At 32.2% G+C, this 24,800-nt stretch carries 24 protein-coding genes; 18 read left to right on the forward strand and 6 right to left on the reverse strand.

The genetic code is table 11. The annotated features are described in order from the left end of the window. Positions 1-6 precede the first annotated feature (6 nt). Genes SAR11G3_RS04135 through SAR11G3_RS04170 form a run of 8 tightly spaced genes read left to right on the forward strand, consistent with a single transcriptional unit; the run spans position 7 to position 7,474 of the window. Positions 7-1,338 (forward strand): TRAP transporter large permease, encoded by a 1,332-nt coding sequence (locus tag SAR11G3_RS04135; protein ID WP_041862506.1) that lies wholly within the window; start codon positions 7-9, stop codon positions 1,336-1,338. Continuing rightward, positions 1,325-2,626 (forward strand): malonyl-CoA decarboxylase, encoded by a 1,302-nt coding sequence (locus tag SAR11G3_RS04140; RefSeq protein ID WP_013695522.1) that lies wholly within the window; start codon positions 1,325-1,327, stop codon positions 2,624-2,626. Before SAR11G3_RS04135 ends, SAR11G3_RS04140 begins: the two co-directional genes overlap by 14 nt. Then, positions 2,619-3,614, forward strand: coding sequence for a tRNA dihydrouridine(20/20a) synthase DusA (gene dusA / locus SAR11G3_RS04145; RefSeq protein ID WP_041862507.1), 996 nt, complete (start codon positions 2,619-2,621; stop codon positions 3,612-3,614). Before SAR11G3_RS04140 ends, dusA begins: the two co-directional genes overlap by 8 nt. Further along, positions 3,611-4,297 carry a fumarylacetoacetate hydrolase family protein gene (locus tag SAR11G3_RS04150; protein WP_013695524.1) on the forward strand — a complete coding sequence of 229 codons (687 nt, stop codon included), beginning with the start codon at positions 3,611-3,613 and terminating at the stop codon, positions 4,295-4,297. Before dusA ends, SAR11G3_RS04150 begins: the two co-directional genes overlap by 4 nt. Positions 4,298-4,346: 49 nt before the next feature. Beyond that, positions 4,347-5,183, forward strand: coding sequence for a sulfite exporter TauE/SafE family protein (locus tag SAR11G3_RS04155; protein ID WP_041862361.1), 837 nt, complete (start codon positions 4,347-4,349; stop codon positions 5,181-5,183). Beyond that, a complete protein-coding gene (locus SAR11G3_RS04160; protein ID WP_148225699.1) occupies positions 5,164-5,784 on the forward strand; it encodes a LysE family translocator in 621 nt (206 codons plus the stop codon). The genes SAR11G3_RS04155 and SAR11G3_RS04160 overlap by 20 nt, the downstream gene beginning before the upstream one ends. Before the next feature lie 37 nt (positions 5,785-5,821). Continuing rightward, positions 5,822-7,012, forward strand: coding sequence for an acetyl-CoA C-acetyltransferase (locus tag SAR11G3_RS04165; RefSeq protein WP_013695529.1), 1,191 nt, complete (start codon positions 5,822-5,824; stop codon positions 7,010-7,012). 36 nt (positions 7,013-7,048) lie between these two features. Then, positions 7,049-7,474: a YqaA family protein gene (locus tag SAR11G3_RS04170; protein WP_041862362.1), complete on the forward strand. Its 426-nt coding sequence runs from the start codon at positions 7,049-7,051 to the stop codon at positions 7,472-7,474. Here the strand turns inward: SAR11G3_RS04170 and SAR11G3_RS04175 are convergent. Beyond that, positions 7,457-9,343: a propionyl-CoA synthetase gene (locus SAR11G3_RS04175; protein ID WP_013695532.1), complete on the reverse strand. Its 1,887-nt coding sequence runs from the start codon at positions 9,341-9,343 to the stop codon at positions 7,457-7,459. The genes SAR11G3_RS04170 and SAR11G3_RS04175 overlap by 18 nt on opposite strands. Positions 9,344-9,561: 218 nt before the next feature. Between SAR11G3_RS04175 and SAR11G3_RS04180 the strand changes: the two genes are divergently transcribed. Then, the gene (locus SAR11G3_RS04180) at positions 9,562-10,260 is read left to right on the forward strand and encodes a bacteriorhodopsin-like (RefSeq protein WP_013695533.1); all 699 of its coding nucleotides are present in this window, start codon (positions 9,562-9,564) and stop codon (positions 10,258-10,260) included. A 65-nt stretch (positions 10,261-10,325) separates the two neighbouring features. On the opposite strand, the gene SAR11G3_RS04185 is transcribed toward SAR11G3_RS04180, so the two are convergent. Further along, positions 10,326-11,315, reverse strand: coding sequence for an enolase C-terminal domain-like protein (locus tag SAR11G3_RS04185; RefSeq protein ID WP_041862508.1), 990 nt, complete (start codon positions 11,313-11,315; stop codon positions 10,326-10,328). Between the two features lie 28 nt (positions 11,316-11,343). Between SAR11G3_RS04185 and SAR11G3_RS04190 the strand changes: the two genes are divergently transcribed. From SAR11G3_RS04190 to SAR11G3_RS04205, 4 genes are all read left to right on the forward strand, one after another. Then, positions 11,344-11,664, forward strand: a complete 321-nt coding sequence (locus SAR11G3_RS04190; RefSeq protein WP_013695535.1) for a 2Fe-2S iron-sulfur cluster-binding protein — start codon at positions 11,344-11,346, stop codon at positions 11,662-11,664. Further along, on the forward strand, positions 11,665-12,681 hold the full coding sequence (locus SAR11G3_RS04195) for an NAD(P)/FAD-dependent oxidoreductase (protein ID WP_013695536.1): 1,017 nt from the start codon (positions 11,665-11,667) through the stop codon (positions 12,679-12,681). 151 nt (positions 12,682-12,832) lie between these two features. Further along, positions 12,833-13,144 (forward strand): LexA family protein, encoded by a 312-nt coding sequence (locus SAR11G3_RS04200; protein ID WP_013695537.1) that lies wholly within the window; start codon positions 12,833-12,835, stop codon positions 13,142-13,144. Positions 13,145-13,206: 62 nt separating this feature from the next. Continuing rightward, positions 13,207-14,505, forward strand: a complete 1,299-nt coding sequence (locus SAR11G3_RS04205; protein WP_013695538.1) for a Y-family DNA polymerase — start codon at positions 13,207-13,209, stop codon at positions 14,503-14,505. On the opposite strand, the gene SAR11G3_RS04210 is transcribed toward SAR11G3_RS04205, so the two are convergent. Both SAR11G3_RS04210 and SAR11G3_RS04215 read right to left on the reverse strand, forming a co-directional pair. Continuing rightward, the gene (locus SAR11G3_RS04210; protein WP_013695539.1) at positions 14,482-15,354 is read right to left on the reverse strand and encodes a glycosyltransferase family 2 protein; all 873 of its coding nucleotides are present in this window, start codon (positions 15,352-15,354) and stop codon (positions 14,482-14,484) included. The two genes, SAR11G3_RS04205 and SAR11G3_RS04210, sit on opposite strands and share 24 nt — an antisense overlap. Then, positions 15,351-16,670, reverse strand: a complete 1,320-nt coding sequence (locus SAR11G3_RS04215; RefSeq protein ID WP_013695540.1) for a glycosyltransferase family 39 protein — start codon at positions 16,668-16,670, stop codon at positions 15,351-15,353. Before SAR11G3_RS04215 ends, SAR11G3_RS04210 begins: the two co-directional genes overlap by 4 nt. Positions 16,671-16,741: 71 nt before the next feature. Between SAR11G3_RS04215 and dksA the strand changes: the two genes are divergently transcribed. After that, on the forward strand, positions 16,742-17,158 hold the full coding sequence (gene dksA / locus SAR11G3_RS04220) for an RNA polymerase-binding protein DksA (RefSeq protein WP_013695541.1): 417 nt from the start codon (positions 16,742-16,744) through the stop codon (positions 17,156-17,158). Here the strand turns inward: dksA and SAR11G3_RS04225 are convergent. Then, complete coding sequence (locus SAR11G3_RS04225) at positions 17,155-17,775, reverse strand: glutathione S-transferase family protein (RefSeq protein WP_013695542.1); 621 nt, start codon at positions 17,773-17,775, stop codon at positions 17,155-17,157. The genes dksA and SAR11G3_RS04225 overlap by 4 nt on opposite strands. 49 nt (positions 17,776-17,824) lie before the next feature. Between SAR11G3_RS04225 and SAR11G3_RS04230 the strand changes: the two genes are divergently transcribed. From SAR11G3_RS04230 to alaS, 4 genes are all read left to right on the forward strand, one after another. After that, complete coding sequence (locus SAR11G3_RS04230) at positions 17,825-18,427, forward strand: 2-hydroxychromene-2-carboxylate isomerase (protein WP_013695543.1); 603 nt, start codon at positions 17,825-17,827, stop codon at positions 18,425-18,427. 1 nt (position 18,428) lies between these two features. Beyond that, positions 18,429-19,769: a TolC family protein gene (locus SAR11G3_RS04235; protein WP_013695544.1), complete on the forward strand. Its 1,341-nt coding sequence runs from the start codon at positions 18,429-18,431 to the stop codon at positions 19,767-19,769. A gap of 110 nt (positions 19,770-19,879) precedes the next feature. After that, positions 19,880-21,010, forward strand: coding sequence for a recombinase RecA (gene recA / locus SAR11G3_RS04240; RefSeq protein WP_013695545.1), 1,131 nt, complete (start codon positions 19,880-19,882; stop codon positions 21,008-21,010). Between the two features lie 102 nt (positions 21,011-21,112). Continuing rightward, positions 21,113-23,815, forward strand: a complete 2,703-nt coding sequence (gene alaS / locus SAR11G3_RS04245; protein WP_013695546.1) for an alanine--tRNA ligase — start codon at positions 21,113-21,115, stop codon at positions 23,813-23,815. On the opposite strand, the gene SAR11G3_RS04250 is transcribed toward alaS, so the two are convergent. Further along, complete coding sequence (locus tag SAR11G3_RS04250; protein WP_013695547.1) at positions 23,812-24,798, reverse strand: glycosyltransferase family 9 protein; 987 nt, start codon at positions 24,796-24,798, stop codon at positions 23,812-23,814. The genes alaS and SAR11G3_RS04250 overlap by 4 nt on opposite strands. Between the last annotated feature and the right edge of the window lie 2 nt (positions 24,799-24,800).

Here is a 24,800-nt window from a genome sequence, read left to right on the forward strand (position 1 = left end):
GAAAATATGGATCCATTAACATTAGGAGCCATTGTGGGGATATTTACTGTGATGATTTTATTCTCAGGAATTCCAATTGCTTTTGGCTTATGTGTTATTTCTTTAATTTTTTTAGTTGCAGCAGAAGGATTTCAAATTATTGGAGTCTATGCAGAAACATTTTATGCTGGAATAAATTCGTTTGTTTTACTCTCTATTCCAATGTTTATTTTAATGGGTATGGCGGTAGCACATTCGCCCGCAGGTAAGGATCTTTATACTGGCTTAGATAGATGGTTATGGAGACTCCCAGGAGGATTGGTAATTTCAAATATTGGTGCTTGCGCAGTTTTTGCTGCTCTTAGTGGTTCAAGTCCTGCAACTTGTGCTGCCATTGGAACCATGGGAATACCTGAGATGAGAGCTAGAGGATACTCAGCCAGACTTGCCACAGGATGTATAGCGGCAGGGGGGACTCTTGGTGTTTTAATTCCACCTAGTATTGTTTTAATTGTTTATGGTCTTGCTACAGGAACTTCAATTGGAAGATTATTTTTAGCTGGTATTATTCCAGGTTTATTACTCGCTTTCTTGTTTATGTTTTGGGCGTATATTTACGCGTACTTTATAGACAAAGATTCTGCAGCTCGTTTAAAAGACAGAACACCTCCTACCTTAAAAGAGAAGCTTGAGGTTCTACCTAGAGTTTTACCCTTTCTAGCAATTGTTGCTGGAGTTCTTTATGTTCTTTATGGAGGAGTTGCCACACCTTCAGAAGCGTCAGGCGTTGGAGCTTTTCTTGTTTTTGTAATGATAGCTGTAGTCTATAAAATTTATCAGCCAAAGAAAATATGGGACATTGTAAAAATTTCAATGAAAGAAAGTGTAATGATTATGTTTATCATTGCAGCGTCATATATTTTTGCTTTTAGCCTTTCCACTTTGTATGTAACCCAATCTATTGCCCAGGTGGTAGTAGAGATGGGGTTAAATAAGTGGCTATTATTTTTTTATATTAATATTTTTTTACTAGTGTGCGGTTTCTTTTTACCACCAGTTGCGGTGATTGTTATGACCTCATCAATTTTACTACCAATCCTTACTGATTTTGGATTTGACCCTTATTGGTTTGCAATTGTATTTACTATTAATATGGAGATAGGTTTAATTACCCCTCCAGTAGGACTTAATTTATATATAATTAAAGGAATTACACCTGATGTCAGTTTGGGTGAAATATTAAAAGGATCCATTCCGTTTATAGGAATGATGATACTTTGTATCTTGATATTGTGTATTTTTCCAGAGATTGTTACATGGTTACCAGACAAACTTATGGGAAAAGATGCTGGATTTTAAAAAAATTATAAGTTCCATTGCTGATGTTGGAAAAGGCATATTAGGAAAAAAATTTTCTGAAAAAAGAGACTTGCCAACCTTGGTCCAGCTTTGTGATGATCTTATTTCATACAAAGGAACCGCTTCAGGAATTGCAATTGCAAGAGAAATTAGTGAGATTTATAAAATTTTAGACAAAGAGCAAAAGTTAAATTTCTTTTTAACTATCAATGAAAAATTTAAGCCAAATTTAAAATCAATTGATGAGGAAATATCTACTTACTCAAAAGATAAGAGTAAATTCAATTTAGATAATTTAGGAAATACTATCGAGGGAAATAGACAAGAGCTTATTCGTAGAATGAACATGGCTCCAGACGGAACATCTGTATTAGTGTCTATGCGTGAAGACTTAATTGATTTTAGCAAAACTAATGTAGAGTTAAAAGACTTTGATCAAGACATGAGACATCTGTTTAAGTCTTGGTTTAATCCTGGCTTTTTAAGGTTAGAACGCATTACCTGGGAAACCAAAGCTGCAGTCTTAGAAAAAATAATTAAATATGAAAAAGTTCATAAAATTTTAGATATGAATGATTTAAAAAGAAGATTGCAAGAAGATAGAAGATTTTTTGCATATTTTCACCCAGTTCTAGCAGATGAACCTTTGATTTTTGTACAAGTAGCATTTGGAGATGGTCTTGGAAAATCAATACAAGATATTATGAAACCTATTACAGGAAATTTTGAAAAATCTAATACTGCAACATTTTACTCAATTAGCAATTGCCAAGAAGGCCTGATGAGAGTTACTTTGGGAAATTTTTTAATTAAAAGAGTAGTACATGAAATTCAATCAGAAAATTCTAACATCAAAAATTTTGGTACGTTATCTCCCTTACCTGGGTTTGCAGATTGGTTTAAAAGTTTAAGTGATAATAAATTAGCAAATATCTTAAAAAATTACGATATAGCAAAAGTTGCCTTTCTAAAATCAGATACGGTAAAACTTGGAGATCAAAGAATTGTAGAAGAAAAAGAAGCTATTAAAAAAATCGTCGTGCATTATTTGCTTAATGAAAAAAATAAAAATCAACCTCTAAATCCGGTTTCAAGATTTCACCTTGGTAATGGAGCAAGCATAGAAGATGTAATTATCAACGGAAATGTATCTGATTATGGCTACCAAGAATCTTTTGGAATTATGGTAAATTATATTTATCATTTAAATAAATTGGAAAAAATCCACGAAGACTTTGCTAGTAAAAAAATTATTTCTTACTCTGATAAAATTAAAAAATATGTCTAAAATCAATAGAACAGTTTCTGTTGCCCCTATGATGGATTGCACCGATAGGCATGATCGTTACTTCTTACGTCTGATTAGCAAAAACGTACTTCTCTATACAGAAATGGTTTCAACTGGAGCTGCTTTAAATGGAGATCGTGAAAAAGTATTGGGTTTTAATAATTTTGAAAAACCTTTGGCTTTACAAGTGGGCGGATCGAATAAAAATGATTTAGCAGAAGTAGCTAAGATTGCCGAAGATATGGGTTATGATGAAATTAATATTAATCTTGGCTGTCCAAGTAAAAAAGTACAAAAAAACCAATTTGGCGCTTGTTTAATTAAAGAACCAGATTTAGTTGCAGATTGTATTGATTCCATGGTGAATGCTTGCAAGATTCCTGTAACAGCAAAAACAAGAATTGGTTACGATGATGTGGAAGAGTTCAATTATTTAAATTCTTTTGTAAACAAAATGTCGAATGCTGGATGCAAGACTGTTATTTTGCATGCACGAAGAGCGATTTTAAAAGGATTGTCTCCTAAGGAAAACTTAAATATTCCAAAGTTAAATTACCCAATGGTGAATCAAATTAAACAAGAAAATCCTAATTTAGAAATTATCATTAATGGTGGGATCACAGAATGTTCGGAAATAAAAGAACATTTATTACATGTAGATGGAGTTATGATTGGAAGAAAAATTTATCAATCACCCTATTTTTTGGCCGATATAGAACGAGAAATTTTTAATAATTCTGAAATTTTAACGAGAGCTCAAATTGTAGAAGAAATAGTAAAGTATGTTTCTTATGAGGTGCAAAAAGGAACGAGAGTTAATCAAATAATGAGGCATACAGTGGGTTTGTACCATGGTCAAAAAGGCTCTACTGAATGGAAACGGTATTTGTCTAACAATATGATGGCAAGAGATTCTGATTTTCAAAAAGTAAACCATATATTAGAGATTGTTCAAAATAATGAAAAAGAAAAAATAGCAGTTTCATGAATAGTTTAATTGTACCTGAGCCAAAATTAACTTTAATTCCTATTAAAGATTCTTCTCAACAATTTCCTGTTAGAAGAATTTATTGCATTGGAAGAAATTATGCAGATCATGCAATTGAAATGGGCTTTGATCCCAACAAAGAAGATCCCTTCTTTTTTCAAAAAAATGGAGATAACATAGACACTTCAGGTAATTTTCCATATCCTCCAGAAACTTTAGATGTTCATTATGAGATAGAATTGGTGGTTGCGCTTAAGAGTGGTGGATCTAATATTTCTTTATCAGAATCCTATAAGCATGTATTAGGATTTGGAGTTGGTTTGGATATGACCAGAAGAGATTTGCAAGGACAGGCAAAAAAAACAGGAAGACCCTGGGAAATTGGAAAGGCATTTGAGCATTCTGCCCCTATGGGAAAATTAAGTCTTATAGAAAAATCTGGAACTATGGAAAGCGGACCCATTACTTTAAAAGTAAATGGTGAAATTAAACAGCAAGGTGATCTCAATATGATGATTTGGAAAATACCTGAAATGATTTCACATTTATCTAAATATTACACATTACAAGCTGGAGATTTAATTATGACAGGAACTCCTGCTGGTGTTGGACCTGTCCAAAAAGGAGATTATTTAGAAGGTTCAATTGGCAAACTAAGTAATTTAGCTGTTAAAGTCGTTTAATATTCTTATACTAAAATTTAAAATTCATAGTAATGATAATCTATAAAAAATGTTTACTGTTTTAAGCCCATCCGAATTAACCTCATTAATAATTGTCTTGGCAGTGGCAGCATCTGTCTCAGGATTTATTGCTGGTTTGTTAGGAGTAGGAGGAGGCATTATAATGGTCCCAGCATTATATTATGCTTTCACAGTTATGGACTTTGATGTTGCAACTAGAATGCACTTATCTTTAGGAACATCACTGGCAATCATTATACCGACCTCGATCATGTCTGCTAAGACCCATATGAAATTTAATGCTGTTGATTTTAGATTAATAAAATCTTTCGGAATTTTTATTGTCTTAGGTGTAATACTCGGAACAGTGTTGGCTTCTAATTTAAAAACACCTCCTCTAATATTATTCTTTTCTGTCTTTGCTTTTTTAGTAGGATTATTTTTTATTTTTTTTCGAGAAAAAGTTGGAGCAAATCCGAAACCAATATCACAAACGTTTAAAGCTGTAATTGGAATGGGTTTAGGTTTTTTTGCTGTTCCTCTCGGCATTGGAGGCGGCTCACTAGGTGTTCCAGCAATGAGATTATTTGGCTATCCTATTAAAATTGCCATAGGAACGTCAGCGGCAATAGGATTCCTAATTTCTATTTTTGGAGCTAGCAGCATGTCTTTTAGCGGATACTTTTTTGATGTAGTGAATACTCCACTGAGTTTAGGTTATGTAAATTTACCAGGTTTTTTAGTATTTGTTCCTGTGACTATGTTTATGGCTCCAATTGGAGCAAGATTAGCACATCGGATTGAAAAAACATTGCTTAGCAAAGTATTTGGTGTGTTTCTTTTAATTATTGCTATCCGTTCTTTCTATGAATACCTTCAGCTTTAATATCACTTTGTACCCGCTCTATATTCCTTTAATTCTTTTGTTGTTTGTAGGTAATTTTACCCCAGGACCTAATAACATTATCGCTTCTTACTCTGGATTTCATTTTGGTTTTAAAAAAACGATTCCTCATATTTTAGGTGTCACCTTTGGTTGGCCGTCTTTAATTTTAGCTGTTAATTTTGGTTTAGTAATTATTTTTATAGAGTTTCCTATAGTTCAAAGAACAGTTGAAATATTAGGATCACTATTTCTTATTTATTTAGCCTACACATTAATTAAGGTTAAATCGATAGAAGAAAAAGAGGTACAAAAACCAATGACGTTTTTAGCTTCTTATTTTTTTCAATTTATCAATCCAAAAGGAGTAGTCACAGCTATCATTGTTGTTTCGCAATTCATTGATACTGGTGAGAATTTCATTCAAGATACGATTGTAGTGTTTACTCTTACCCTAACATCTGCCTTTCTTTCTATTTCTACCTGGGCTATTTTTGGAAAATATCTAAGATCTTTACTTAGTAGTAAGCTGTCTATTTCTCTTTTTAATTATTCTATGGCCAGTTTGTTAGTCCTTATTGTTGTTTTATTTTGGATAAAGTAAAAACTGTTATACAATCTCTGTCCAAGCAAAGCTGAATATGAAAAATACAAACATAGTAATAACAAGTGCTTTTAGAACAGCCATTGGATCTTTTGGTGGAGCACTTGCACACCAGGCAGCCTCACACTTGGGCTCCTTAGTTATCAAGAGGTGTCTAGAGCATTCTGAGCTTAAGTCTGACGAAGTTGATATGGTTTATATGGGGCAGGTTCTTACCACAGGGGCAGGTCAAAACCCAGCAAGGCAGGCAGCTATACATGCGGGTATATCAAAAGAAAAAACAGCAACTACAATTAACCAAGTCTGCGGATCGGGTCTAGCTTCTGTAGCTTTAGCCTATAATTCAATTAAATGTGAAGATGGAACTATTATGATTGCGGGTGGACAAGAAAGCATGTCCAACTCCCCTCATTATATACATGTACGTGACGGAATTAAAATGGGAGATGGAAAAATAAAAGATTCTATGGTCATGGATGGATTATGGGACATTTATAATCAGTATCACATGGGCATTACAGCTGAAAATGTTTCTGAACAATTTAATATTTCAAGAAAGCAGCAAGATGAATTTGCAGCTTTGTCGCAAAAAAAAACTCATAACGCAATTGTTGCTAGAAAGTTTAAAGATGAAATTGTTCCAGTAATACTCAAAGTTAAAAAACAAGAAACTGTTTTTGAACAAGACGAACATCCAAAGATAGGATCTACAGTTGAAAAGCTTGGAACTTTAAGACCAGCCTTTAAAGAAAACGGTTCAGTTACCGCTGGTAATGCGTCTGGTTTGAATGATGGTGCAGCAGCAGTAGTATTAATGACAGAAGAAACTGCTAAGAAAAAAAATCTAAAACCCCTGGCTCGAATAGTTTCGTGGGCTCAATGTGGAGTAGATCCTTCTATAATGGGAACAGGACCTATTCCCGCTTCTAATTTGGCTTTAAAAAAAGCAGGATGGAGTAAAGACGATTTAGACTTAATTGAAACTAACGAGGCTTTTGCAGCACAAGCTATTGCAGTAAATAACGAATTGGGTTTTGATCTTGAGAAAGTTAATGTTAACGGAGGAGCGATTGCATTAGGCCATCCTATCGGGGCTTCTGGAGCAAGAATTTTAGTTACCCTAATTCACGAAATGCAAAAAAGAAAAGCTAAAAAAGGATTAGCAACCTTATGCATTGGTGGTGGTATGGGTATTGCCATGTGTATTGAAAATAATTTTTCTGATTAATAAACCCACATTGTTTTTTTTGAACTTGAAATATTAATGGGGTATTTTACTCTTTTTTTTATTAGTTTTTTTGCAGCAACAATACTACCCGTTTCTTCTGAATTAACCTTATTAGGAATGGTATCTACCAAAACATACAGTATTTTTTTACTATTTCTTTTTGCAAGCTTAGGAAATATCTTGGGCTCTTGTGTGAATTGGTATTTAGGAATTCATTTTATTAAATTTAAAAATAAAAAATGGTTTCCTTTTTCGGATAAGCAAATTCAAAAATCTTCTTTTTGGTTTAATAAATACGGTCAGTGGTCCCTTTTTTTTGCTTGGGTTCCTTTTTTTGGAGATCCTTTAACTTTTGTTGCAGGAACACTGAAAACAAACTTTTTTAGATTTTTATTATTAGTTTCAATTGGTAAGTCTGCAAGATATCTTATTTTAATTTATCTTTTAAATTATACCAGCTAACTTGAGAGAATCTTTAATCTCATCTAAAATTTTAGGATCATCGATAGTAGCAGGTGCTGTGTAAGATGCTTTGTCAGCAATCTTTCTAATAGTTCCTCTTAATATTTTCCCCGACCTTGTTTTGGGTAGTCTTTTTATTACCAAGGTTGTTTTAAATGCTGCCACCGGTCCTATTTTGTGCCTAACCATTTGAATACATTCCTTAGAAACGTCTTCATGCTTTTTGCTGATTCCTGTTTTAAGAACCACCAACCCAATAGGAAGCTGTCCCTTTAAGTTATCTGCGATACCAACTACTGCACATTCGGCCACATCTTTATTGTCAGACAAAACTTCTTCAATAGCTCCAGTGGAGAGTCTGTGGCCAGCAACATTGATAACATCATCTGTTCTCGACATAATCCAAACATACCCGTCTTCATCAATATGACCTGCGTCATAGGTTTGATAAAAACCAGGGTAGGTATCCATGTAATTTTCTTTATATCTTTTGTCTGCATTCCATAGAGTTGGAAAAGTACCTGGAGGAAGTGGAAGTTTGACTACAATATCTCCCATTTCACCTGGTTTAGCCTCAGAACCATCACTTTTTAATACTCTAACATCGTATCCAGGAGCTGGTTTTCCTGCAGAACCATACTTAGTTGGAAAAAGACCCAGGCCTTTAAAATTGGACGTAATAGACCAGCTAGTTTCTGTCTGCCACCAATGATCGATCACTGGTTTTTTTAATAAATCTTCTGCCCAATGAATTGTATCAGGGTCTGCTCTTTCTCCTGCTAAAAACAGAGCTTTAAATTTTGACAAATCGTACTTTTTAAAAAACTCTCCTTTCGAGTCTTCTTTTTTAATAGCTCTGAATGCAGTTGGTGCAGTAAACATTGTTTTGATTTTATATTCAGAAATTATTCTCCAAAAAGCACCTGCATCAGGAGTGCCCACAGGCTTTCCTTCAAAAATTACAGTGGTACACCCATGGAATAAAGGAGCGTAGACAATATAAGAGTGACCAACAATCCAACCTATATCACTTGCAGACCACCAAACATCACCAGGATTAATGTCATAGACATTTTTCATTGTCCACTTTAACGCAACTACATGTCCTCCAATATCTCTTAAAATTCCTTTTGGAACTCCAGTGGTTCCAGAGGTATATAAAATATAAGCAGGATCATTTGCATCACATTCAACACACGGGGCTTTGGTAGCTTCTTTAATAAAATCTTTCCAATCAATATAGTTAGATTCTAATGTGGCTTTATGCTCCTCTCTTTGAAAAATAATTGTTTTTTCAGGCTTGTGCTTTGCAAGTTTTATTGCTTCCACTAGCAAAGGTTTGTATTCTACAGTTCTTCCTGGCTCTAAACCACAAGAAGCAGATAAAATTAATTTTGCACCTGAGTCATCGATCCTGCTTGCCAATTCTTTAGATGCAAATCCACCAAAGACCACAGAATGAACAGCACCAATTCTTGCACAAGCTAGCATTGCCATGATTGCCTCGGGTATCATGGGCATATAAATAATAATTCTATCTCCCTTAACGACTCCTTGTCTTTGTAAAGCTCCAGCTAAAATAGAAACCTCATTAGTTAATTCTTGGTAAGTATATTTTTTTTTAATATTTGACATCGCGCTGTCATAAATAAGAGCTACTCTTTCTCCATTACCTTCTTCAACATGTCGGTCTAATGCATTAAAACATGTATTTATTTTTCCACCCTTAAACCATTTGTAAAAAGGAGGGTTACTAGAATCTAAAACCTGGTCATATTTTTTAATCCACTTAACATCTTCTGCTGCCTTCGCCCAAAACTGCTCTTTGTTTTGAATCGATTCTTTAAAAGCTGATGTGTATTTATCCATAAATTATATGCTTAGTTATATTTTGAAAAAATAGATTAAAGCATGAAAAATGCACAAAAAAAAAGTAAATTTTGACCAATTTTGGGTTATTTTCCTTGTTTATAAGTCATTTTTTATTTGTATATCGAGCAAATTCTAGTACTGTTTAACAAAATAATGCGGAATCTAAGTAATTAGAAGTCGCATTTTTTGTTTAAACAAAAAAAAGGGAGTAAATTATGAAAACTGCTATGTTAGCATCAAATGATTTCGTTGGAATTTCGTTCTGGCTGATTTCTATGGCTATGTTAGCTTCAACTGTTTTTTTCTTCATTGAGAGAAATTCAGTTAAAGCATCTTGGAGAACCTCAATCACTATATCTGGTCTTGTAACTGGTATTGCATTTGTGCACTACATGTACATGAGAGAAGTGTGGGTTTCTACAGGAACTTCACCAACTGTATATAGATATATCGACTGGTTATTGACAGTTCCGTTATTAATGATTGAATTTTATTTCATCTTGTCGGCTGTTAAAAAAGTATCATCAGGTATTTTCTGGAGACTACTAGTTGGTTCATTAGTAATGTTAATCGGTGGATACTTAGGTGAAGCTGGCTACATAAATATCACTGCTGGTTTTGTAATAGGAATGGCAGGATGGATCTACATTCTATATGAAATATTTTCAGGAGAAGCAGCAAAAGAAGCTGCAAAATTAAAAGGTCCAGTAAATGGCTGTTTTAATTTTTGTAAATGGGTTGTAACTTTAGGTTGGTCAATTTATCCATTAGGTTACCTATTTGGATATATGATTGGCGGAACTGATGAAGCGTCTCTTAATATCATCTACAACTTAGCTGACTTACTAAACAAAACTATCTTCGGATTGGTTATTTATCAAACAGCAAAAAATCTTACGCCAGCTGGTAAATAATTATATTTTAAATTAATTTTTAAAATAAAAAAAAGAGGCCCCTTTATAGGGGCCTTTTTTTTGTGCTAATAAAAATTGTAATTTATTTGTGCCAAACCGTTTCGGTAAGTTATTCCGTACAGGCGATCTTTTTTTAAAAAATAAGCTCCATCTAAGTCACAATAGTTACAATCGTTAAAATATCTTAAGGCAGGGTAGATAGAAAGAGAGGAGCTAACCATACAGCCAAGCATAATTTTTTTCTTTAGTTTTTTTGCAATAGAAATGTATTTTAGTATTTCCTGATGAGTTCCAAACTTATCTAATTTTAAATTTACATAAGCATAGTGCTGTATATCTTTGATTAGGTTTTTGTTTTTTATATGAAAAGATTCATCAGCACAAAAATCTATTTTAGATTTGATATTCTTTAAGCAATGATCATTTCCCTGACGGAAGGGTTGTTCAATAAAAAGAATGTTAAATTGCTCTAACTTTTTAATATTTGCTTGAAGGAAAGTTTTGCTCCAAGATTCATTCGCATCAATAATAATTTTAGATTTAGGACAAATTTCTTTGATGAGAGAAAGTTTACCTATCACCTCTTTTTGATTCAGTTTTATTTTTATAATTTTAGTTTTGGTAAATTTCTTTAAAATTTTTTTAGTTTTCTCTAAATTAAAAATAGGAATAGTTATGGATGTAATAAATTTTTTTTTAATTTTGTTAAATTTAAAAAAGTTAACTTTATTTTTCTTATACTCTAATGACAAAATAGAAGTAGAAAGAGCATTTTGAAGACAAAGAAAAGGTATTCTTTTAATTTTGTTGTTTATGATTATTTTCTCTAGATTGTCTTTGTTATCCGTTAAATATTTAAGAATATCATCCAATCTCTCATTATATCTTTGATATGGAACACATTCTGCGGTGGTCGAATTGACGCTATCTTGGAGCGAAATATCAATAACTTTAATAATTCTCTTAGATACCCTTGATATTTTAAACTCATCTTTAAGTTTAAATGTCTTTATTTTAAAATTTAGTTTTATGTTATTTAAATTCTTTATTGTCATTAGCTATCGGATAAATATAAAGGAGATTATGCCAAAAGTAACCTATATTGAATTTAACGGAACAGAGCACGTAGTGAATGTTGAAAAGGGTCTTACTATTATGGAAGGTGCTGTGCAAAATAACATTCCTGGAATTGATGCAGATTGTGGAGGATCTTGTGCTTGTGCTACCTGCCATGTTTATGTCGATGATGACTGGGTAGATAAACTACCTGAGCAGTCTGATGCAGAAAAAGATATGCTAGACTTTGCATTTGAAACCAAGAGCACCAGCAGATTAAGTTGCCAATTATTTTTAGATGAAGACTTGGATGGTATCGCGGTTTCGTTACCGGAAAAACAAGGATAAATGATCAAAACAGATGCAGTTATAATTGGTGCAGGACCGGTTGGCTTGTTTACTGTTTTTGAGCTAGGTATTTTAGGTTTAAATTCTCATGTGATTGACAACTTAGATAAGGCAGGTGGACAATGTATTGAGCTTTACCCTGATAAGCCTATCTATGACATCCCAGCTCTTCCAGTTTGCACAGGAGAAAGTTTAACAAATAATCTATTAGAACAAATCAAGCCATTTAAAAATGAATTTCATTTAAATCAAAGAGTAAATACTATTAAAAAAAACAACAAGAACTGGATTGTAGAAACTAGCGATGATTTAATCTTTGAAACCCCCAACGTTATTATTGCAGGTGGAGTAGGTTCGTTTGAGCCAAGAAAACCTCCTATCAAAGGTATTGAAAAATTCGAGGATAAAAATTTGTTTTATTCCGTAAAAAATAAAAATCAATTTTCAGGCCAAGAGGTTTGCATATTTGGAGGGGGGGATTCTGCTTTAGATTGGGCGGTCGAGCTTTCAAAAATTGCAAAAAAAATAATCCTAGTTCATAGACGAGACGAGTTTAGAGCAGCTCAGCACACAGTTGATCAAATGATGAAGTTAAAAGAATCTGGAAAAATTGACCTTTATACAAACTGCCAGCCGAAAGATTTTGTCGGAAGCTCGTCTATAGAAAAAATTATCATAGAAGATAATCAAAAAGAAACAAAAGAGATCAAAGTAGATTCTGTCTTAGCTTTCTTTGGTCTCAAAATGGAACTTGGACCTATAGTGAATTGGGGTTTGAATTTGGATAAGAAAACGATTGTTGTTAATACTCATAATTTTGAAACGAATGAAAAAGGAATTTTTGCAGTGGGAGATATTTGTTCTTACCCAGGAAAGCTAAAGCTCATCTTGTGTGGTTTTCATGAAGCTGCATTAGCATCTCAAGAGTGCTTTAAAAGAGCCAAACCTGATGAAAAATATGTTTTTAGGTTCACAACCTCTTCCAGCGATATTCACAAAAGGCTGGGCCTTAAATAGTTTGATTTCTTATAGACTTAGTTATCCACACAGACACAATATCTAGTTCAAATGTTCACTCTTTGATTCATAAATGAATCTATTTTGGACTCAAAATACAACCTGAATAGGTGTATAGGTTTCTTAAACAAAGAACAAAATAAGAACAAAAATGAAAGAAACTTTACCTATAATTTTACAAAAAGTAAGCGCTGGATTTCCATCCCCAGCAACAGACTATATCGAAGAGCAAATTGATCTAAATAAAGAGCTTATTAAAAAACCTTCTTCAACATTTTTAATTAGAGTTCAGGGCAACTCTATGATTGATCACAAAATTACAGAGGGGGATGTTTTGATAGTAGACCGTAGTTTGGCATTAAAAACAAACTCTGTTGCAGTTCTTAACTTTGAAGGAGAGCTAGTAGTAAAAAAAATTATAAAAAAAAAAGAAAAATATTTTCTACTTTCTAAAAAAAAATAACTCTACAAAAGAAATAGAAATCAATACTAATTTGAATACTGAGTTATGGGGAGTCGTGACTTATGTTATTCACAAACTATAATGGTAAGAAAAAAATTATAGCATTAGTAGATTGTAATTCTTTCTACGTTTCTTGTGAGAGACTGTTCAATCCTAAAATTTCCCAATCTCCAGTAATTGTTTTATCTAATAATGATGGATGTGTCATTGCAAGATCCTCTGAAGCAAAAAAAGTTGGAATCAAAATGGGTGAGCCTTATTTTAAAATAAAAAACATAGTAACAGTTAATAATGTTCAGGTATTTTCCTCAAATTATGCCCTATATGGAGATATATCTAGAAGAATAATGACAATCTTAAAAAATATTTTTCCAGTTATTGAATATTATTCAATAGATGAAGCTTTCCTAGATCTAAGTGATATGCCTATAAAAAATATGAACAATTTTATCACTGATATTAAAAAAACCATTTATCAAAGTACAGGAATACCAGTTAGTATAGGAGTTGGAAGTAACAAAACACTTTCCAAAATAGCAAATCACTTAGCAAAAAGAAATTTAGAAGGAGTTATCGATCTAACAAAGTTACCCGACGAAGAAATAAACAATGTCCTTAAAAATATTGATATTAAAGATGTTTGGGGAGTGGGGCGTCAACTTTCTATTTTGTATAAAAAAAATAAAATAAATAATGCATACGAGCTTAAATATTCAAGCTCATCTTGGATTAAAAAAAACACGAACGTTTTTGGTTTGAAAACAGTTATGGAACTAAATGGAGCAAGCTGCATTACGCTTGAAACCTCTAAACAAAAAAAAAGAAAAAGTTGCTGTGTTTCTAAGTCTTTTGGAAAGAAAGTAGAATCTTTTGAAAAACTTAAGGAGGCAGTTGTTACTCACTGCTTAAATGCAGCAGAAAAAATTAGAGAAGATAGGCAACTAGTTAAGTCTGTTATTGTTTTTATAAGAACCAGTCCTTTTGATAAGCATCTTTTTTTATCCAGGTCTGAAAAAATTGATTTAGCTATATTGACAGATGATAGCATGATCTTATCTAGAGCTTGTATAGATGCTTTAAAAAAAATTTTTGCAAAAGGTTATAGATACCAAAAAGCAGGAGTAGTTTTTTTAGGCTTGGTTAATAATAATGAGTACGGCCAAAATTTATTTGTAGATAAGAGTAGTCAAAAATCAAACAGCTTAATGAAAGCTATAGATAGCATGAATGTCAAATTTGGAAGAAATTCCTTAACACTGGCAGATAGTGGGGTCGGACATTGTTGGAAAATGAGAAGGAATCATTCATCTAAAATAGACACTTCTCATTTTGATTTCTTACCTACTGTAAAAAGTGGTTAGATCTTTAATATTTAAGTAGCTAGCATCTAGTTTTTTAAGATCGTCTTTTCGTGAGAGGTAAAACATAAACAGCATAAAAACCCAAGAGAGCATAGCTGGAATCAAAAAATATGAATCGGTAGTTTCATGGGCTGCATAGCTAAAAAACATAACTAAAAGAGTAGACCTGATAAAAATAGTCTCTCTAAAAGCAGCTGAGATATTTAAGGAATGGACCACCAGTTTTGTAAAATTCATCTTAGAAGTGCCAAAATACCTAGTACCTCTAATAGAACTTGTAGATTCTATTGAAGAAAAGTTTTTAATAATTGAGCCAGAGTAGCTAAGCCAAATAGATCCACTTGAAAGTATTTTTACTACAGCTTTTTTAGACAAGCATGAATAGTTTCCAAACTTAACCATTTTTCCTATCATTAGATAGGTAAGAAACTTGTGAACTATGTAGCAGGCTTTAAACAAATTCCCTTCACTTCTTTTTATTCTATTTGCTGTGATAATTTCAGGAGATGAAGAATCCGCCAGACTAAAAAAATGATTTAATTCTTCAGGTCTGTCCTCTCCGTCACCATCCATAGGTATAATGTAGTCGAATTCTAAATTTGTATCGCAATATTGAAGAGCTGTAGCAATTCCTTGGCAATGACCAATATTGTTAATTAAATTTAAAATTTTAACAGACTTGATTTTAGAATAGGTTCTTTTAGTGCCATCAATAGCCTCAGTTGAAGCATCGTTGATAATAATAATATCAACATTCTGATTATTAATTTGCAAATCAATATTATCTATTAGCTTTAAAACCGACTGCCAGTCATTGTAGACAGGAATGATAATTATATATTTTTTCATTTATCTATTATTTGTTTAAGCCACAAAGTTTGACTGTATACAAAAGAAGCTCTCTCTTTTTTATTTTCTGCGATTAATATAAAATCATTTTTATCTTGCACAGTACATTTGGGTCTGGGTTTTAAATTGTAGCATAAATTTCCTGCTAACCACTCATTACCCTGGATAGAAGAAATATTCTTATAACCCAGGTCAGTTAATTTTTTTTTAACTAATATGGCTTTTTCCTGACCCTTATAATCAGTGCGCTTATTATCTTTAGTTAGAGAAATGTAACTATAGGTGAAAGGCGATAAGAAAAATAAAAAAACAAACATGTAATAAAATTTTTTTAGATTGTTGATGCTTATCTTGCTCTGAAATATATAAATTACGAAAACTCCAAAGAATAAATAAAAAGGAGTCATCCACATAGTTCTGATTTTAATACCCATAGCCATGGATGTTAAGAATACTAGGGCCAGTGGGGTAAGGCTGGTGAATAGTAAAAAAATAAACTTACGATCCGTAAAACGAATATTAGTTTTGAGTTTAGGAATAATAAAAAAAGACATTAAAGCAAAAGGAATTAATATTCCAAGTTGTTTGCCCAAAAATATAATGGGTTGAGTTAAATGACTTAGTAGATTGGCTTCACCACCAGTTCTATTCAGACCATAGGTAACTGTAATGTAATTACTGTCTACTAACCACATTAGATGAGGCAACAGCAAGAGTAGAAAAGTGGGTACAATAACAAGAGATTTAGTTCTAATCTTTTTTTCCTTAACAATTAGATAAGCAAACAGAAGTCCAACACTCAAGACTAAATATGCAAAAAGGTATTTTGACAAAAGACCACAAGCAATGAATAGCCCTAACAACAAATAGTCTTTTATTTTGTCATATTTTATACATTTCCATGCATACAAAACAGTTAATGAGTAAAAAGGTAGTTGGCAAACATTTACATTAAATTCAGGTGTAGTGAAGTTATAAAAATAAATACCCTCTAAAAGCAAAATAGAAAAAAATGCATGACTTTTGTTTTCTAAAAATTCTTCAGCAAATTTGTAAACAATATAAAAAGATGTAATAACAAAAATTTGGCTTAGTAAATAGTAAGACCAATCTTGATTTTTAAATATTTGATAAAATAGTTCAACAGCAAAAGCGCTCATGGGAGGGTGCTTGTTAAATCCCCATTCTAGATTGCCTCCCCAGGCCAAGGCTTCAATGGTATCTAAAGGTAAATTGTTGTTGGCAATAGAAGGGACTAAAGTCCAAATTATCAAGTGTGTTGATAAAAAAATAAATAATTTTTTATTTATCGTCATTTATTTGCTTTTATATGCTTTATTATTAATTGACACTTAAAATTAGAACCCTATTATCCAGCGCTTTACAAATGCCAACAAAATTACCTAAAAATTACAAGCCCACTTCCAAAGAGAAGTATATGTGTGCCAAACACAAAGCTTATTTTAAACAGATGTTATTTAACTGGAAAAAAGAACTGATAGAGCAAAATAATAGAATTATGTTTAATGACATGGATGACAATTCAGCTTCTGCTGATATTGTTGACCAAGCTACTTCAGTATCTGGAAAAACAGTAGAGATGAGAACAGTTAATAGAAACAAAAAACTTATTACTAAAATAGATTCGGCTGTAAATAAAATTGAAGAAGGGACTTACGGGTATTGTGAAGAAACAGGTGAAGAAATAGGTTTAAAGAGACTTGTGGCAAGACCCATAGCTAGTTTAACGGTAGAAGCTCAAGAAAAACACGAGAAGCAAGAAAAGATTTTTGCGGATAACTAAATTCCGGGAACTGTCTCGCCTTTTTTTAAAAGATCATATCCTTTAATAACCGCTTCTCTTTTGGAGATATCCAAATACCATCTACTTAAGTTTTTAAAATTTTTAAGACCAATGTCATGCCAATCATGTCGCGCGATCCATGGAAAAGTTGCAATATCTGCGATCGTATAATTTTCTCCCGCCAAGTACTTGGATTGACCAAGACGTACATCTAGATCTTCATAAATTCTTTTAGCAATTTTAAAATATCTTTCTTCCCCAAATTCACTTTTACCGGAGTTGTAATGATGAAATTGATGGTGCTGACCTAGCATAGGACCAACGTAAGCCATTTGACCCATTAACCATTGATTGATAGTTAGTCTTTCGCTTTTATCATAAAACTTTTCACTTTTTTCACCCAGGTATATGAGGATTGCCCCTGACTCAAAAACTGAAATCTCCCCATCTTTAATAACTGGAATTTTACTAAAAGGACTAATTTTTCTAAATTCTGGATTAAACTGATCGTCTTTGTTGATGTTTATTTTTGTAACCTTATATTCAAGTCCAATTTCCTCAAGCATAATTGAAATTTTTTGACCATTGGGTGTATTCGCAGTTAAAAGATCAATCATTTTCTTAATATATATTTAATTAACTTTAATTAAAGGTATAAATATCAAAATGAAAATAGAATATTATTATAGCGTGGCATCTCCTTATGCCTACTTAGGTGTAAATAAATTTCAAGAACTTGTAAAAAAATACTCATTGGAAGTAGATGAAAAACCTTTTGATTTAGTGGGAATAGTTTTTCCTGCAACAGGAGGAGTGCCAGTTCCTAAAAGAGACCCATCAAGACAGGCCTATAGATTATTAGAGATAGAGAGATACGGAAAAAAATTAAATGTTAATATTAATAAACAGCCTAAATTTTTCCCTCCCGCAGACCCACATAAAGCTGCCTTGTTTGCTATTGCTACAATCAAAAATGGCTTTAGTCTGGATTTTGGAAAATCAGTATTAACTAAGCTTTGGTCAGAAGAGCAGGACATATCTTCCGATTCAACGTTAGAAACAACTTGTAAGGAGCTAGGGTTGTCTTTTGCTGATCTTAAAAAAGATATAGACAATGAGGCCATTAAGAGCGTCTATTTATCAAATTCTAAGGAGGCTATTAGCAAAGGTGTGTTTGGAGCCCCTTCATTTATCATAGATAATGAGCTTTTTTGGGGACAAGATAGACTTGATTTTTTAGAAGACAAGATTAAATCTCTTCAAAAGTAAAATGCGATTTGTAATAAATTTTTTATGTTTTTGTATTTTTGTAACGCATGCATATGCGGAGGAGAATTTATTTAATTCTCTAGCTTCTTCTTATTTAAGCAATCCTCAGCTGAATTCACAAAGAGAAAAAACAAAAGCAGTAGATGAAACTCTCATTCAGGCTTATAGTAATTTCAAACCATCCATAGAGGGGTCTGCAGAGATAGTAGATTCAATAAACAAAAATACAACTACATATAACGGTTCTTCCGTTTCAGATTCAAATTCACAAATACAGACCAACTCGATAACTGTAACTCAAAAACTATTTCAAGGAATACCCAATGCACAGAAATATAAAAAAGCTGTTGATATTTCTAGATATGAACTCAAAAATATAGAACAAGAAGTTCTTTTTAAAACAATAGAATCTTTTACAGAAGTTTTATTATTTGAAAAACAAGTATTGATTAACAATGACAACCTAAATCTTTCCGATAAACAAGTGGAGTTAGACAAGGCAAGATACAATAAAGGATTGTTAAAATTATCTGACTTAGCGCAATCAGAAGCTTCGTTAGCATCAGCAAAAGCAAAACTTTTAAGTTCAAAAAATGACTTGGCAATAAGTAAAAATAATTTTAAAAATATTATTGGCTATGAACCCAAAGACCTTAAGAATCCAAATTTAAAAAGTATAAAAATTCCACAATCATTAAATGATACTATTTCTGAATCTCAAAAACAAAATGTTCAGCTGTTAATCTCAGAGCTAAAAGTAAAGAAAGCAAAGTACGATTATAATAGTAACATTGAAGATGCATTTGCTCCTAAGGCATCAGTATCTTTTAAAGTTTCAGAATATGATGAGTTTAGCTCTTCTTATGACAAAAGAACCAAAACAGAAGCCTCCGCAAAAATTTCCATTCCAGTTTATTCAGGTGGCAAGGGATATTCTTTAGTTAAAGAAAAGCAGGCATTGAAGATTAGCGCGGAACTTGATTATGAAGACGCCAAAAACAATTCAGTAAAAGTTGCCTCATCATCTTGGTCTAATTTCAAACTTGCTGAAAGTAAATTACAATTAGCTAAGGCGCAATTAAAAGCATCAGAAATAGCTTACGAAGGTATTATCCAAGAGTATGAATCTGGACAAAGAACTACACTCGATGTTTTAAACTCTAGAGGTTTTTTGTTGGCATCAAGATTAAATTTAATTAATTCAGAAAGAGAACAGATTCTTTCAACCTTTAACTTACTTAAAATCACTGGAAATCTAACAGCAAGTTATCTTAATTTAGAAGCCAAGGTCTACGACCCAAAAGAAATTTATAAAAAAAGCTGGATTAGACACATTTTTTAGTAAAAAAACTCAATAAATCAGTTGTTTATTTAATAGTTTGAAAATAAGAACAAAATGTGTACATTTGTTTTATAGATTCGTTTAATCAAAAAATAAAAAAGGAAAAAAAAATGGCAAAAAAAGAAGGTAACTTAAAGGTAGTAAATGAGGCTCACACTGATGACAAAGAAAGACAAAAATCTTTAGATGCAGCAATTAGTCAAATAGATTCAAACTTTGGAAAAGGCTCTGTAATGAAGCTTGGCCAAAGACAAGTAATGGATATTGAGTCAATTTCAACAGGTTCGTTGAGTCTAGATATAGCTTTAGGGATAGGTGGATTGCCAAAGAGTAGAATTGTTGAAATTTATGGACCAGAATCCTCAGGAAAAACAACTTTAGCTTTACAAGTTATTGCAGAAGCGCAGAAAAGTGGTGGAACATGTGCGTTTATCGATGCTGAACATGCTTTAGACCCAAGTTATGCAAAAAAACTAGGTGTAAACACTACAGATTTATTAATCTCTCAACCAGATACTGGAGAGCAGGCTTTAGAAATAACAGACACATTAGTTAGATCTGGTGCAATTTCAGTATTAGTAGTTGATTCTGTTGCTGCTCTAACTCCTAGAGCTGAGCTTGAAGGAGAAATGGGCGATCATCACATGGGACTACAAGCTCGTTTAATGAGTCAGGCCTTGAGAAAATTAACGGGAAGTATTTCAAAATCTAATACAATGGTTATCTTTATTAACCAAATAAGAATGAAAATTGGAGTAATGTTTGGAAGTCCAGAAACAACTGCTGGAGGAAATGCTTTAAAATTTTATTCATCCGTTAGATTGGATATCAGAAGAATTGGTGCAATTAAAGACGGAGATGAAATTGTAGGAAATCAAACTAGAGTGAAGGTGGTAAAAAATAAAGTTGCACCTCCATTTAAGGTAGTTGAATTTGATATTATGTATGGAAAAGGTATAAGTAAATTGGGAGAGTTAATTGATCTTGGTGCCAAAGCCGACATTGTTGAAAAAGCAGGAGCTTGGTATTCTTATAAAGGAGAAAAAATAGGTCAGGGTAAAGAAAACTCTAAAGAGTATCTAATAAACAATCCTAAAATATCAGCAGAAATTGAAATGGCTATTAGAGCTAATGCCGGATTGATATCTGATAAAATGATGGGAAACCCTTCGCCAAAAGAAAAAATAGAAACTGAAGAGAATTCTAAAAATACAAAAGATACTAAGGAATTAGATAAGTAAAAAAACTTTATTATTAGCCATCTTAAAGCTAGATAAGAGCACCTTTGTAGGGTGCTTTTGTCTTGTATGGACTTCTATTTTAAAAACTGTATTTATTAAAATATGAGTAACAAAACACTTCAGGATGTAAGAAAGACTTTTAAAGATTTTTTTAAAGCGAACGATCACCAGATAGTTGATTCCAGCCCGCTAGTACCACAAAACGATCCTACCTTAATGTTTGCAAACTCTGGAATGGTTCAGTTTAAGAATGTTTTTACGGGTCTGGAGCAAAGAGATTATAAGAGAGCCACAACCGCGCAAAAATGTGTTCGTGCAGGAGGAAAACACAATGATTTAGAAAATGTAGGATTTACACCTAGGCACCATACTTTTTTTGAGATGTTGGGAAACTTTTCATTTGGAGATTATTTTAAAGAAGAGGCAATCAATTATGCTTGGCAATTAATTACTAAGGAATATTCCTTACCTAAAGATAAATTGTATGTGACTGTTTTTTCAGAAGATCAAGAAGCTTATGATTTATGGCACAAAATAACGGGTTTTAATGAAGATAGAATAATAAAAATACCAACGTCAGACAATTTTTGGTCAATGGGTGACACAGGACCATGTGGACCTTGTTCCGAAATATTTTATGATCACGGAGATCATTTGTTTGGTGGATTGCCAGGAACCAAAGATGAAGATGGAGATAGATTTATTGAAATTTGGAATTTGGTATTTATGCAATATGAGCAGGTATCAAAAGATAAAAGAATTAACTTACCCAAACCTTCAGTTGATACTGGAATGGGATTGGAACGAATGACTGCTGTTTTACAAGGAACACATGATAATTACCAAATTGATTTGTTTAAAAAAATTATTTTAGATACGGAAAGTTTGTTTGAACAAAAGTTATCTGAAAAAAATACTGCAAGTTACCGTGTAATAGCAGATCACCTTAGGGCTTCTGCTTTTCTAATTTCAGATGGTGTACTGCCATCTAATGAAGGGCGTGGTTACGTTTTACGAAGAATAATGCGTAGAGCGATGAGGCATAGTAATGTTTTGGGTAAAACAGATCCAATTTTATACAAAGTGTTACCAACTATTATTGAATTAATGAAAGAAGAATATCCCCAATTAGAAAATGCAAAAGATTTGATAAAAGAAACAGTTGTTACAGAAGAGGAGAGATTCTCGTCATTACTAAAAAATGGATTAAAAATTTTAAATGATGAAGTGAAGAAAATAAAAGATGAAACCTTACCGGGCTCGGTTGCATTTAAGCTTTATGACACATACGGTTTTCCAGTTGATTTAACCCAAGATGTTTTAAAAGAAAAAAATATCAAGATTGATCATGACGAGTTTAAAAAATTAAGAGAACAAAGCAAAGTAGAGGCTAGAGCTAGCTGGAAAGGTACAGGCTCAGTGGGAATAGATAAAATTTGGTTTGAGATTGTATCTGGTCAAAACAAAGAAAAATTAGCTGATACAGAGTTTTTTGGGTATGGATCTGATCAAATTGAATCTAAGTTATTATCCATAGTGAAAGAAAAAAAAGCTTCTCTTGAAATTAGGGAAGGAGACTCTGCAAGTTTAATTTTTAACCAAACAGTATTCTATGCAGAATCTGGTGGACAGATATCAGACACTGGTACAATTGAATCTAATGAAGTTTTATTTGAAGTCAGTGATACTCAAAAGATTTTTGGAACTTTTTATGTGCATTCAGGCGTGGTTAAAAAAGGAACGCTTAAACTAGGAGATAATTTTATTTTAAAAATCGACAAAAAAAGAAGAGACAAGATTAAATGTAATCACTCAGCAACTCATTTGTTGCATGCTGCACTAAGGGAAAAGCTTGGAAAACACGTATCCCAAAAAGGTTCATATGTTGGACCTGATAGATTAAGATTTGACTTTAGTCATTCAAAACCAATTAGCAAACAGGAGATTGTGGAATTAAATAAGAATGTAAATGCTGTGGTAATCAATGGTGGTGAGGTCAAAACTACACTAATGACGCCCAAAAAAGCTATTGAACAAGGAGCTATGGCGCTTTTTGGAGAAAAATATGGAGATGAGGTTCGAGTAGTAACAATGGGTAATTTTAATAACAAGACTTTTTCAATAGAGCTTTGTGGAGGAACTCATGTCACTGAACTGTCTACTATTGATAATTTTGAGATCATTAACGAGTCTTCCATTGCTTCTGGTGTGAGAAGAATAGAAGCGTTGAGAGGAGACGAGCTCTCTACCCATAAACAATCTTTAAATAAATTGGCCAAAGAGAAAGAAACTAGTCTGAATTCACAGATTAAGGGTTTGGAAAGTAATATAAAAAAACTAAATGGTAACCTAGAAGATTTTAAAGATTTTTCGCCAGAAGTAAAATTGGTTAAACTAAAATCTTTGTATGAATCTTTATATAAAAAAAACATTCTTCAAGACTCTAAAAAAAATATTATTAAAGATTATCCACTCAAAGACTTAACAGTTCGAATTCAATATATTTATGGTCTTTCTGGAAAAGATTTGAGAACCATTGTAGATGATAATAAAAAAGAAATTGGTAGTTCTGCTGTTTTTACTTTCAGCGAGCTTGATAATAAACTAAATATAGCAGTTGGTATTACGGACGAACTTACAAATAATTTAGATGCTTCTTTTTTTGCTAAAGAAATATCTAAATTCCTTAAAGGTAAGGGGGGAGGTGGAAGGAAAGATTTTGCTCAAGCAGGAGGAGAGCCCCCATCTAATTTAAAGACTGTTTATGATTTTGTTCTAAAGTTAGTAGAAACAAAAATTAATTAAATATTTTTTTCAATAAACTCTATAATTTTTTGTGAGTCTAAATTGTCAATAGTTTCTTTATTTTTTTCACAATCATATACAAAAGAGTTGTTTTTTATCGGTTTAAATTTATCTGAATTCTTATTAAAAAAAACAAACAGCCTTGGATCCGTTAAAGAAAGCATATGCATCACACCATTATCAATGCTAATATTAAAAATCATTTTATTTGCAATTGCCACGACAAGAGCTGGATTTTGTAATTCAGGACTAGCTAAATGTTCTGGAAAATATGCATTAAAAATGTGTTTTTTTATTAGATTAATTTCTTCTGTATATTTTGGCTCTATAAAAAAAACAGGTATAAATTTTTTTTCTGCAAAGTGCTGAGCTGTTTTAATAATTTCTATCAATTGAAATTCTTTGATTCTAGTTTTGTGACCTGCTTTAATGGAAAAACCAACATACCGCTTACTTTCATCAATTAATTTATCAGCTTCTTGTTTGTATTTAGTAGGAATTTTTATTTGAATATTTTTAATATCGAGTGTTTTATTTAAAAATTTTTCTAAATAGCTAATTACCCTCAATTGAACATGAGGATTTTTTTGAAAAAAACTTATTGGATTACTCAAGACACCTCTGAGGGCAAAGCTTAAAAAGTACTTGTGTGGTATTTTTTTATATATCAGGGCATTTCTAATTTTTGACTGATTGTCTATAATTAGATCATAAGGTTTTGTATTTCTAATTTTTTTATCGAATAGATGATTAAACCTAAAGCCGAAATAAAGAGGAAAGTTCTTAATAGTTTGTACATTAGCTGCCTTTAAAGAGCTTAATTTATTATCAAACCAAAAATTATTTAAATCATTTCCATAATAGTCGATATTTGGATTTTTAAATTCCTGATTAATTAATTCAAATATTTTGATGAATTGGATTGCATCTCCTATTCCACCACCTGCATTAATGATTAGAATATTTTTTATCGGATGTTGCAAAT

The sequence above is a fragment of the Candidatus Pelagibacter sp. IMCC9063 genome (assembly GCF_000195085.1).
In the GTDB taxonomy this organism is placed as follows: Bacteria; Pseudomonadota; Alphaproteobacteria; order Pelagibacterales; family Pelagibacteraceae; genus IMCC9063.